This is a genomic window from Desulfatiglans parachlorophenolica (assembly GCF_055394735.1).
In genome coordinates this window covers 3,810,632-3,823,117 of record NZ_AP042460.1, presented here as the reverse complement: position 1 = coordinate 3,823,117, position 12,486 = coordinate 3,810,632, and the positions used below count along the sequence as shown (strand labels likewise).

The 12,486-nt window shown below is 60.2% G+C and carries 9 protein-coding genes; all 9 read left to right on the top strand.

Going from position 1 to position 12,486, the window contains the following annotated elements; genetic code table 11:
* Window positions 1-51: 51 nt before the first annotated feature.
* A complete protein-coding gene (locus tag ACZ500_RS17850) occupies window positions 52-1,008 on the top strand; it encodes an ABC transporter ATP-binding protein (RefSeq protein ID WP_464228769.1) in 957 nt (318 codons plus the stop codon).
* Entirely contained in the window at window positions 1,005-1,751 is a 747-nt protein-coding gene (locus tag ACZ500_RS17845) for an ABC transporter permease (protein WP_464228768.1), read from the top strand. Before ACZ500_RS17850 ends, ACZ500_RS17845 begins: the two co-directional genes overlap by 4 nt.
* 108 nt (window positions 1,752-1,859) lie before the next feature.
* A complete protein-coding gene (locus ACZ500_RS17840) occupies window positions 1,860-3,746 on the top strand; it encodes a Gldg family protein (RefSeq protein ID WP_464228767.1) in 1,887 nt (628 codons plus the stop codon).
* Window positions 3,743-4,897, top strand: a complete 1,155-nt coding sequence (locus ACZ500_RS17835) for a DUF4340 domain-containing protein (protein WP_464228766.1) — start codon at window positions 3,743-3,745, stop codon at window positions 4,895-4,897. The genes ACZ500_RS17840 and ACZ500_RS17835 overlap by 4 nt, the downstream gene beginning before the upstream one ends.
* Complete coding sequence (gene larE / locus ACZ500_RS17830) at window positions 4,869-5,708, top strand: ATP-dependent sacrificial sulfur transferase LarE (RefSeq protein ID WP_464228764.1); 840 nt, start codon at window positions 4,869-4,871, stop codon at window positions 5,706-5,708. The genes ACZ500_RS17835 and larE overlap by 29 nt, the downstream gene beginning before the upstream one ends.
* A gap of 245 nt (window positions 5,709-5,953) precedes the next feature.
* Window positions 5,954-7,705 carry a YcaO-like family protein gene (locus tag ACZ500_RS17825; RefSeq protein WP_464228763.1) on the top strand — a complete coding sequence of 584 codons (1,752 nt, stop codon included), beginning with the start codon at window positions 5,954-5,956 and terminating at the stop codon, window positions 7,703-7,705.
* Window positions 7,706-7,983: 278 nt separating this feature from the next.
* Entirely contained in the window at window positions 7,984-9,090 is a 1,107-nt protein-coding gene (locus ACZ500_RS17820; protein WP_464228762.1) for an inositol-3-phosphate synthase, read from the top strand.
* Between the two features lie 101 nt (window positions 9,091-9,191).
* Window positions 9,192-10,883 carry an FG-GAP-like repeat-containing protein gene (locus ACZ500_RS17815; protein ID WP_464228761.1) on the top strand — a complete coding sequence of 564 codons (1,692 nt, stop codon included), beginning with the start codon at window positions 9,192-9,194 and terminating at the stop codon, window positions 10,881-10,883.
* 216 nt (window positions 10,884-11,099) lie between these two features.
* Window positions 11,100-12,479: a hypothetical protein gene (locus ACZ500_RS17810; protein ID WP_464228760.1), complete on the top strand. Its 1,380-nt coding sequence runs from the start codon at window positions 11,100-11,102 to the stop codon at window positions 12,477-12,479.
* The last annotated feature ends 7 nt before the right edge of the window (window positions 12,480-12,486 follow it).

The window sequence follows — 12,486 nt, the reverse complement described above, 5'->3', positions numbered from 1 at the left end:
AGGGGGAAAGGAAGGGTGGAAGGGAAAGGCCCTTCACAAGGGGTTGTTACGATGATTGAAGTCATGGCATTGACGAAATGGTTTGGACAGAAACGGGCTGTGGACGGGGTGTCTTTCCAGGTGGAGCGGGGAGAGGTCCTGGGTTTTCTGGGCCCGAACGGCGCCGGAAAGTCCACGACCATGCGCATGATCACCGGTTTTCTTCCCCCGACTGCCGGGCGCGTGCGGATCGCCGGGGCGGATATTCTGGAGGATCCCCTCGATGCGCGGCGCAAATTCGGTTATCTGCCGGAGAACGCGCCGGTCTATCCTGAGATGACGGTGGACGGCTTCCTGAAATTCATAGCGGAGATCAGGGGATTCCGGGGGCGGGCGGCGGCCGGCCGGGTGGACGGCGTCATGGAAAGGTGCTATCTCGGCGAGGTCAGGCGGCAGCCGGTGCATACCCTTTCAAAGGGCTACAAGCAGCGGGTGTGCCTGGCGCAGAGCATCCTCCACGATCCGGACTACCTGATCATGGACGAGCCCACCGACGGGCTCGACCCCAACCAGAAGCACGAGGTCCGGCAGATGATCCGGGAGATGGCCCGGGAAAAGGTGGTCATCCTGTCGACGCATATTCTGGAGGAGGTGGATGCGGTCTGCACCCGCGCCGTGATTATCGACCGGGGACGGATCGCCGCCGATGATACGCCGGGGGTCTTGCGATCGCGTTCACCCCGGCACGGAAGCATCCGGATCACCCTTCAGGGGGACGGCGTGAGGGACCCGTCCGAGATTCTGCAGTGCGAGGAGTGGGTGCGTGCGGTCGATCGCCTGCCGCCCGAGGGTGTGTGGACGGCGATCAGGATCATGCCTGACGAACCGGGAGACGGGGCCGTCGAGAAGGTCCTGGCCCTGTGCCGGGAGCAGGGCCTCCGTGTGGGCTCGATCATGGTCGAAGAAGGACGTCTGGACGAGGTCTTTCGGATGATTACGACTTCCGGAACGTTGGAGGAGCGCGCATGAGCGGGACATTGCGGAACACATGGACGGTCGCCAGGCGGGAACTCGGCGGGTATTTCGGCGCCCCGGTGGCTTATGTATTCATTGTGATCTTTCTGCTGATGAGCGGGTTTTTCACCTTTTCTGTGGGCCGGTTTTACGAGATGGGGCAGGCCGATCTGGCGCTTTTCTTCGTCTGGCACCCCTGGATCTTTCTCTTTCTGGTGCCGGCCGTGGCGATGCGACTCTGGGCGGAGGAATGGCGGACGGGGACGATCGAGTTGCTGATGACTTTGCCGGTGAGTATTCTTCAGATCGTGCTCGGTAAATTCCTGGCGGCCTGGCTCTTCATAGCCATCGCGCTGTTCCTGACCTTCCCCCTGGTGCTGACGGTCGCCTATCTCGGGGATCCCGATCTCGGCACCATAGTGTGCGGCTATGCGGCCAGTCTTTTGCTGGCGGGGGCCTATATCGGCATCGGCGGCATGACCTCTTCACTGACCCGCAACCAGGTCATCAGCTTCATCGTTTCGCTGGTGATCTGCCTGTTTCTGGTCCTGGCCGGTTGGCCTCCGGTCACGGACATGCTGGCGGGCTGGGCGCCTGCCTGGTTGGTCGATACGGTTTCGGGCTTCAGCGTCATGCCCCATTTCCTGGCCATGCAGCGGGGGGTGTTGGATCTGAGGGATATCCTCTATTTTGTCTCGGTCATCTTTTTCATGCTGGCTGCAACGGGGGTGATCCTCCGCAATCGCCGGGCTTTTTGAGGTGCAGGCACCTGGCCGTGGAAACGGGTCGGGATTGACCCCGGACGGCCCTGTTGGAAGTGAGCGGGAAAGACCGGTTTGCGCCTGGTGAAACAGGAGATGGTTTCTATGGAAAAAGGTTACGATTTCAGGAGGACGGTTACTTCGGCCTTAGGGCTTGCGGCTCTTTTCCTCATCGTGATCCTGTTCAATGTGTTGCTGTCGTTTTTCCCCGTGCGCATCGACGCGACGGAGGAAAGGCTTTATTCCCTGTCGGAGGGGACCCGCAATATCCTGGCGGGGCTCGACCAACCGGTGACGGTTCAATTCTATTACAGCCGGGAAAGCGCCGACCTCGTCGGACAAATGAAGCTTTACGCGCGTCGGGTGAGCGATTTCCTGTCGGAGTACGGGCGCGCCGCCGATGGGAAGATTTCGATTCAGAGGGTGGATCCGGAGCCGGACTCCGACGCGGAGGACTGGGCCTTGCGCTACGGGCTGAAGTCGCTACCCACCGGCGGAGGAGAGCCTTTCTATTGCGGTTTGGTCTTCCTGTGCCAGGATCGTGAGGAGATCATCGAATTTCTCGACCCGGGGCGGGAGGAGCTTCTCGAATACGACGTGACACGCTGCATTCAGCGGGTGGCGGCCGGCGCCGGTGGCGTTGTGGGAGTGGTCAGCCCCCTTCCGGTCTTCGGAGGAGACGCGAGTCAGTCCATGATGGGGCTCCCGCAGCAGAATTCACAGCCCTGGTTTTTTGTGGAGGAGCTCGGGAAGAGTTACGAAGTCCGCGAGATCCCGCTTTCGGCGCGGAGGATCGATCCGGACGTGGATCTCGTTCTGCTCGTGCATCCGAAGGAGTTGCCCTCCCGGTTGGAATATGCCCTGGACCAGTATGTGCTGCGTGGCGGAAACATGATGGTCTTCGCCGATCCTTTCTGTGTGTCCGACACCGGCCAGCCGATGATGCCCGGGGCGGTGCCGTCGTCTTCTCTCCCACGCCTTTTCGACGTCTGGGGCATCACCATGGAAAGCAGCCGAATGGTGGTGGATTTCGAGAATGCCACCGCTGTCCGGGGCGCGGCCGGTCAAGCCGAAAACAGTCCGATCATCCTCTCCCTCGGGGAGGACGGCTTCAACGGCGCGGACGTGCTGACCTCGCGCCTCGAAAAGATGCTGCTGCCTGTGTCCGGGGCGATTGCACGCAAGCCCGATGCCAAGGCGGATTTCGAACCGCTCCTTTCGTCCGGGAAAGAGGCATCACTGGTGGCGACGACGCGTCTCAGGGAGGATCCGGCCGGACTGCGCAGGGGCTTTACCCCGGGCGGGCCATACCATCTTGCGGTGCGGATCGCCGGTCTTTTCGAGACCGCCTTTCCCGGTGGACCACCGGCGGAGGAAGAAGGCGGTGAAAGGGCCGCTCCTCAGGAAGATGCATCCGAGCACCTCGATCACGCACGGGAGAAGGCCGCCGTCGTGGTGGCAGGCGATGTCGATTTCCTGGCCGACCGCTTCAGCGTCCAGCGCGGCAGCGTTTTTGGGTTCAACGTCGCTCAGACGTTCAATGACAATCTCAACTTCCTGGCCAATGCCTGCGAAGTCCTGACGGGGGGGGATGACCTGATCGGCATTCGGAGCCGCGGCACCTTTGAGCGGCCGTTCGACAGGGTGATCGCACTCGAGCGGGCGGCGGAGGGCAGGTGGCTCGACAAGGAAAACGAACTGCAGGAGCGTGTCGAGGCGACTAACCGTAGGCTCCAGGAACTCCAACAGCAGAAGGAAGAAAGCCAGAAGCTCGTTCTGAGTCCTGAGCAGGAGGCGGAGATCGCGCGTTTCAGAGAGGAGAAGCGGCGGATCAACCAGGAACTGAAGCGTGTGCGCAAGAATCTGCGGGCGGATATCGAAAGGCTCGGGGTGGTGCTGAAGGGGGTGAATATCTTCCTGATGCCGGCGCTGGTCGCTCTTTTCGGTTTGGGGTATGCGTATCATCGGCGAAGAAGGATGAGGGAAAAATGAAGGTGAAACAGGCGATGACTCTGGTGCTGGTGTTGGCTGTGCTGGCAGGGGCGACGGCACTTGTCCTGCGGCTGAAGCAGCCGCCTCCTCCAGCGGAGGGCCTCCTGGGCCGCCCGCTCCTCGCGGATCTGTCTTGGCAGGACGTCGCGGCCGTTACGATTCGTGGTCCGGAAGGCACCGTTGGCCTGGCGGAGCAGGACGGCCGGTGGGTGGTGTTGGAGCGCGGGGGTTATCCCGCGGATTTCAGCCGTATCGCCGCCCTGGTCAAGGATCTTCGCGATGCATCGATCGGGCGGGTCTTCGAACCCGATCAGGAAAGTCTTGGGCGTTTGGGTTTGAAGGATCCGGATGATGCGATAGCGCCTGCAGCGGAGGCGGCGACGCTGCTTGTGCTGATGGATGAACAGGGAGAAAAACTGGCGGAAATCACCTTGGGAATGAATAACCCGTCCGATCGGGAGCCCGCTTCAGGCAGCGGCCGGTACGTGCGGTTGAGTCGAAAATCGACCGTTTACCGTGTGGACAAATCACTGGCCTTCAGCGGAGCGCCGGCTGACTGGCTGGATAAGCGCCTCCTTCAAATCCGATCCGTCGACATCGGCGAGATCGTTTGCCGCGGCGTCGAAGACGGGCGGGTCCGCTACCGTTTGAAACGCAGCGAACCGGGGGTCTCTTTCACCCTGGAGGGTCCAAAGGCTGATTTGTCCGGGAGCCCCGAGAAGATACGGCGTCTGGGCGATGCAGTTTCTTCTCTGCAGATGCTCGATCTCGAAGGTGCTCCGGGAAGTGAGGGGGCAGAGGTCTACGGCGTTTCATTCCCCGTCAGAATCGAGTACCGGCTTTTCAACGGGATGGTTTACCGGATTGACGCAGGCGCCGCCTGCCGGGGTGAGAAGGGCTGTCCGTTGCAGGTATCGGTCACCCTAGAGGACCCGGATGGCTCGGAAAGCGGAGAGGCCGAGTCTGGGAGCGAGGCGGGTCCCCCCGAAGACCCGCCGCCGGAAGATCCCTCCACGAGGGCTGCCTCCGAAGCTGCGAGACTGGAGGGGAGGGTCTTTTTCGTCCCGGAATGGCAGTACGCCGGGTTTGCCATGGAGGTGGGAGACCTCTTGGAAGAGCAGGATGAAAAAGCAGCGTCCGGACCTCGATAGGGCCAGGACCGAGGAAAAATTCTCGGTTCTTGTGGATACCCTGAAGGATTTGGGTTCCCTGGTGGTTGCCTTTTCGGGGGGGGTCGACAGTACGCTGCTCCTGGCCGCCGGCAAGGCGGCCCTCGGGCCTGAGCGGGTGCTCGCGGCAACGGCGGCGTCCGCGATTCATTCTGCCGATGAAACGGCTTATGCGGCGGAGATGGCTGGCCGTCTGGCGGTTGCACACCGGATCTTCGACCCCCGGGAAATGGATCTGGCAGCCTTCAGGGCCAATGACCGGGACCGGTGCTATCACTGCAAGCGACTTCTTTTCCGCTGTATCCGGGAGATCGCCGAACAGGCCGGCCTTACCCATATCGCCCATGGGGCGAACCGGGACGACCTCGAAGACTATCGCCCCGGTTTTCGTGCCGCGGCGGAAGAGGGCATCCTCTCGCCGTTGATGACGGCGGGTCTCGGGAAGGCTGAAATCAGGGCGCTGGCCGCCCGGATGGGCCTCCCCAACTGTCGGAGGCCCGCCATGTCTTGTTTGGCCACCCGGATCCCTTACGGGGAGCCTCTCACGGAACGGATGTTGAGGCGGGTTGAGGCGTCGGAAGCCTATCTCTGCAAACGGGGATTTTCCGGGATCCGGGTCAGAAGCAGCCGGGGAGTCGCCCGGATCGAGGCGTCTGTGGAGGATCTGCCCCGGTTTCTGGATCCTGGCTTGCGCGCCGGCCTGGTGGAGCAGTTTCGGTCGCTCGGCTTCAGCCACATCTCGATCGATCTCGAGGGGTATCTGCCGGGGAAGGTGAACCGGGCGCTTGATTGAAGCGGATTGCGTCCGAAGGTGGACAAGGTCGTTTTCCGGCATTATACTGCTTCCGACTCGGAAACGGACTCGCCTCACCCTGCCGGCCCCCCGGGTTCCACCCTGCCATCGACGCGGGGCCTGTCTGAGACTCGCCTTCGATCTACGAGGTCCGGCGCTGTTGACCTCGCGGCTCTGCTGGCGACCGCGCGAGTCTGCGATCGGCTGACAATCCCATTTCCACCTATGCAACTTGAAGGAGGCCAATGACCTACACCGTCACCTTGAGGGATGCCTACAAGCACTTCACGCTGGACCAGGACAAGGTCCTGACGCCCGAAGAGACCGTGGCGCGGTTCAGACGGAAGCTTGCTTCGCTGGATCTGGATATCCTGGCTGAGACGGTTCGGATCGATAACGGCCGCATCGGGATCCCCGTATATTTCAGCGTCTGCGGGCGGGATGCCGAGGCGGTGACGGGCACGCGCAAACAGATGGGCAAGGGCGGGACACCGCAGCAAGCCGAGGCGAGCGCGGTGATGGAGCTGGCCGAGCGCTTCAGCTTCTTCAGTTTCTGGCGGGACGATTCCCATTTCCTGGTGGATTGCTGGGAAAACCTGAAGGAACGGGCTGTCCCTCTCGGGATGATCGCCCGCTCCGTGCACGACACCTCGAAGGATGTCGACAAGGCCCTCGAGATCTTTGCGCGTCTTCCCCTCAAATGGACATGGGGGTACAATCTGACGCGAAAAGAGGCGGTTCTGATCCCCTTCGATTGGTTTTTCGCGATCAATGAGTTCAACGGCCCCTCGGCGGGGAACTGCGTCGAAGAGGCGCTGCTCCAGGGCCTGTGCGAGGTGGTCGAGCGGCACGTTTCGAGCCTCGTCAGCAGGGGGCGCCTCAACGTGCCGGCGATCGATCTCGATTCAGCCCGGGATCCACTCGTGCGGGAGATGCTCGGGAAGTACCGCGCCGCGGGGATCGAACTGGTCGCATCCGATTTTTCCCTGGATACCGGCATCCCAACGGTCGGGGTTCTGGCATATGACCCGAAGACCTTCCCCCTCCGGAGCGAAATCGTCTGGACGGCGGGGACCACCCCCGACCCGGAAAAGGCCCTCAGCCGGGCCCTGACGGAGGTGGCACAGCTCGGCGGCGATTTCAACACCGGTTCGAACTACCTCGCGAGCGGATTGCCGAAGTTCAAGGTGCTCGAAGAGGCGGCCTTCATCCGGAAGACGGAAAAAACGGTTGCGCTGGACGAACTACCCGATCTTTCCGACGTCAATATCCGTGTGGAGGTCGAAAACTGCGTGGGTGCTCTGGCGGCGCAGGGCATGGAGGTGCTGGTGATCGACGTCACCCACCCCCGCCTGGGTGTGCCCGCTTTCTATACAATCATACCCGGTGCCCACTTCAGGGAGCGCGCTGCAGGGACCAGTGTGGGGATGTTTACCGCCAAGATCATGGGCGAAAGGGGCGACCCGCTCCGGGTCCTGGGGGAACTTGGCCGAATGGAGGAGGTGCTTCCCGGCAGGTATTACGTCAGTTTTTACAGAGGGATGGCCTATCTCGAATCCGGGCTGCATAGCGAGGCGCTCGAGGCGTTTGAGCGTGCATTAGCCCTTGATCCGAAGGAAGAGGATATCCCGACCATCCTTGTCTATGCGGCGGTTTGCCTGAGGGAGTTGGGGCGTTACCGGGAGGCGATCGCCGCCGCACGGCGGGCGGTGGGGTATGATTCCGAAAGGACGGACGCCTTCAACCTGATGGGATTTTGCCATTTTAAACTGCGGGAGCACGACAAGGCCATTGCGTGCTTCGAAAGATCCATCGAGTTGGATCCGTCCTCGGCCATCGATTACGCGAACATCGCCTCCAACTACCGCGATCTGGGAGATCGGGAGCGGGCTATCCACTATTATCGGCTTGCATTGGAGATCGATCCGGGAATAGGATTTGCCAGAGAGAACCTCGATCGGCTCACCAAAGAGGAGACTGGCGAAGGCGCCGGTTAGAAGCGGCCGAAATGGGCAGCCTGAAGTTTCCGGGTGGTCCGGTTGAAACCGGCCGGATGCCCCTCCCCTTCGAGGCCGATCGAACGGCCGGCTCAGGCCGTTGCAGTACTGAATTTCCCATAACGCCCCGCGGGGTGGGCTGCAAAGGTGTCATCAGGCCAGTGCACCCTTCAGGTGGAGAAGACACCGTGCATCTGCCGCCGGATGGCATGGCGTCTGTATAGCGTGCGTACGTGCGATGTGATGATGGGATGGAAACGGGGGAGGATTGAGCTGTCATGGACAGGATCAGGATTGCCATCGCCGGTTTGGGGAATTGTGCAAGCTCTTTGATCCAGGGGATCGAATATTATCGGAGGAAGGAGGAGCACGAAGCCATCGGCTTCATGCACTGGAAGATCGGTGTTTACCGGCCCGGAGATATCGAAGTGGCGGCGGCCTTCGATATCGATGCGAGAAAGGTCGGCCGGGACGTTTCATCCGCTATCTTCGAACTGCCCAATTGTACGCGCACGATCGAAGCGAATATCGCGCCCACAGGCGTCACGGTCCGGATGGGGCGCGTGCTGGACGGCTGCGCCGCCCATCTGAGCCGCTATGACGAGCGGTTCCGTTTCGTGCTTGCGAAGGAAAAGGAGCCGGACAAGGAGGAGGTCGTCTCGGTTCTCAAGGCGTCCGGGGTCCACATGCTGCTGAATTACATGCCGGTCGGTTCGGAGCAGGCGGCGCGGTTTTACGCCGAATGCGCCCTTGAGGCTGGGATAGGGTTCATCAACAACATGCCGGTGTTCATTGCCAGCGACCCGGTCTGGGGGGAGCGTTTTGCGGCCAGGGGCGTACCCGTGATCGGGGATGACATCAAGTCTCAATTGGGGGCGACTATCGTTCACCGTGTGTTGACCCATCTCTTCGCCAATCGGGGGGTGAAGCTCGAGCGCACCTATCAGCTGAATACGGGCGGCAACACGGATTTCCTCAATATGCTCGACCGGAGCCGCTTGGCCTCCAAGCGGGAATCCAAGACCGAGGCGGTGCAGTCTCAACTGGGGGCGAAGCGCCTGGAGGACGAGAATATTCACATCGGGCCGAGCGACTGGGTGGCCTGGCAGAAGGACAACAAGGTCTGCTTCATCCGGATGGAAGGGAAGCTTTTCGGCGATGTGCCGATGCATCTTGAACTGCGGCTTTCAGTCGAGGATTCGCCCAATTCAGGCGGGGTGGTCATCGATGCCATCCGCTGCTGCAAGCTGGCGTTGGAAAGGGGGAAGGGCGGCATCCTGTATTCTCCGTCGGCCTATTTTATGAAGCATCCGGCGAGGCAATACACCGACGAGGAGGCCTGGCAGATGACCGAGGATTTCATCGCCGGACGGAGGGAGGATTGACTGAGGATCACCTGTTCCCGGGTTTTTCCCGTTGACCCGCGGGTCGGCTGAGTGCTATTCGTTACACTGGTTTGAAACGCTTTCCAGGAGAGGCTGGTTCTATGAAGCGCGTTTTGTCGAAGTTCCTTTTGGTGGCCGTTGCGGCGGCCCTTTTAGCCGTGGTGCCCGGAATCTCAGGGGTCCCGGCCGCGGAGCGGCCCGTGAAGATCGCTGTCCTGCCGTTTACGATCAATGCCGAGCGAGACCTTGGGTTCCTCCGTGAGGGCATTCAGGATATGCTCGCCTCGCGCCTTTACTGGAAGGACCGGGTCGAGGTCATCGAGAAAGGGGTTGTGCGTGAGGCCGTCGCCGAAGAGAAAGGGCCGCTGAATGTCGAGGCGGCCGAGGGCGTGGGGCGGAAGCTGGGGGCGGATTATGTCCTTTTCGGCAGCCTCACCGTATTCGGGGAGAGTGTCAGCATGGATGCCACCATGGCGAGCCTGACCAAACAGGGGCCGCCTGTTACGGTATACGTCCAGACGCAGGGCATGGAGACCGTCATCCCCGAGATCGACCGCTTCGCCCAGAAGGTGAACGGGCAGATCTTCGGGCGCGCGCCCGAGGTCCAGACCGCTTATGCACCAGCGGCAGGGGGGCCTGGCCCGGGTGTCTCGCCGTTGAATCCCAACTTCCAGCAATTGCAGCAGGTGGATGTCATGCAGCAATCCTTCTGGAAGAGCAAGATCCTCAGTACAGAACTGCGCGGTCTGGATGTGGGGGATATCGACGGCGACGGCCGGAATGAATTCGTCCTCCTCGAGGGGATCGATGTGGTGGCCTATCGCTGGGAGAACGGCGCCATGCGCCGTCTCGGTGTGCACACCTCCGCGGACAAGAGCCGCTTCATCGCAGTGGATATCGCAGACATCAACGGCAACGGCCGTGCGGAGATATTCGCCAGCAGGGTGAGCGGGCTGAACGTGACCTCCGTCGTGCTCGAGCTGGGTCCGGGCGGTTTGAAGCCGATTGTGGAAAATTCCCCCTGGCTGTTCAGGGTCATGTCATGGCCGGGCCGAGGCAAGATCCTCCTGGGGCAGAGAAAATCTTCCGGAGCGGCCGGAGGTTACAGCGCCCTCATCCGGGATTATTTTCAGCCGGGCATCTTCGCCTTGGCCTGGAAGGGCGGGAGTTACGAAACGGGAGAGGATGCTCCTCTCGTCGATCAAGAGGGTATTTTTATCTACAATTTTGCCGTTGGAGATCTGGACGGAGACCAGGCGGCGGAGATTGTGATGATCGACCGCGACTATCAGCTGCATCTGCGGGATCTTTCAGGCGCTGTCCTGTATAAATCCAGCGACGCCTACGGCGGCAGCCTGAACTATATCGTGACCAACCCGGAGCCCGACGCGACGCGGGAGACCACGGCAACGAGCATGAAAACCACCTATCTTTACATTCCCGCCCGGATCCTGATCGAGGACCTCGATGGCGATGGCCGGAACGAGGTGGTCATCAACCGGAACAAGTCCATGACCGGGGGCTACACCGAACGTCTTCAGGCCTTCAAGGACGGGCGGATCGTGGCGCTTCTGTGGAATGGACTCGCGCTCGAGCCCATCTGGGAATCGCGGAAACTGAGCGGCGCCGTGTCGGATTACCAGGTCAAGGACCTCAACAACGACAGCCGCCCCGACCTGGTGGTCGGCCTGCTGGAAGACCGGAAGGTCTCCCTGGTGACCCAAGGCAGAAGCATGGTGGTGAGCTATGAGTTGCAGGTTTCTGCTGAGGGGGACGGGACCGTGTCGAGGTAGTTCCTGTGCAAAGGCTAATTTATGCTTGACAATCAGTTGTCAAGATGTTAAAAATTCGCAACTATTGTGTCTAGAGTTTTGCCGCGAAATATCAGGCCCTTAGCTGGAGACGGGGCGATTCCGGAAAGGAGGTGGTGCTGAGTACAGCCTTTGAATGCTTCATTTTTTGGGTGAGGATGAAGTAAGAATTCAACCATTCCTTAGGAGGAAAGAGTGATGAAAAAGGTGCTTTTGGGCGTAATGGCCTTGGCCATTGCGTTTGTCCTGGCGATCCCTGCCATGGCCGAAGTCAAGCTGACGACGACCGGCTATATGGATGTCAAGGGGATCATGGTCAAAGAAAACATCGTCAATGACCCGACCTTCGAGGCCGATTCGACCAATGCCTATTACAAGCAGAAGATGGTGATCGATCCTATTCTGCACATCAACGACAAAGTGCGGATCCATGGCCGCGTGACCGTGATGGAAAGGTTCTGGGACGGTAGTTCAAGCCTTTCTGCAACAGGGGCCGGTGATGATGTCGTCAGGTCGGATGACAGGGTGAACTATCGTGCGCGAAACAACAATTTCTGGTGGGAGCGGCTTTACCTGTCTTTTCCCCTGCTGAGCGGGCATCTCTACGTCGGGCGTCAGTCCGGTGGCGCCTGGGGTACCTGGTTCCAGGACTGGGACAGTAACCGTGACCGCGTCAAGTGGGTCGGCAAGATTCCTACCACGAATATCGTGTTCGCAGCCGGTCTCGAGAAGCTGAACGAAGGCGACGGCGGGTTCGTTGGCGCCGACTATAAAGGTTACCGGGCTCTCACCGTCGATCCGATTCCGAACCCTGCTTGGCCGCTTACGAACGACGTCTGGAGCAAGAGCTACGATGACACCAACGCATACTTTTTGGGTGCCGTGATTCCGCTTAGCAAGAGTCTGGTCTTCAAGCCTCTCCTCTATGGTATTCAATTCCAGGCTTTCGAAGGGTGGGATTATCTTTCCTGCAACCAGATTACCTTCACATCCGGTCCGTTCATGTTAGATTCCGAGATTAATTATCGTGTTCGTGACTGGGACGTAGGTAACGTCGAAGGCGCGATGTTTTCGGGATGGTTGGAAGGCAACTACGCGATGGGTCCCTTCACCATGGGGCTTGGCGTCTTCTATCTGCAGGGCGAGGACCGCGCCACCGGTACCGAAAGCGACTCCATTTGGTCAGTGGGCCCCGAGTTCCAGCCCTACTTCCTGTTCTTCAGTGAAGATGTTGGCCTCCTGTGGGATACCACGGGCGTTGAGAATGGGAGCGTGGGTAGGAGTGGGTATGAATCCCTTTACCTGAAGGCTTCATATAAAATGAGCGAGACGATGAAGTTGACGGGCGTCGTTGGTTATCTACAGGCCTCGAAGATGGAGCTTAGCGGTGTGGACGACCAGCTCGGTATGGAGTTTGACCTGAACTTCGAATGGAAGCTCATGGACAACCTCAAATACGTGGTCGACTTGGCCTATCTGAAGGCCGGCGATTATTTCGAAGACAGATACACTGTGGGCGGCGTGGATTTGAGCAACGATCCTTATGGTATGCGGCATATGCTGGTCATTCAGTGGTAAACGTCTA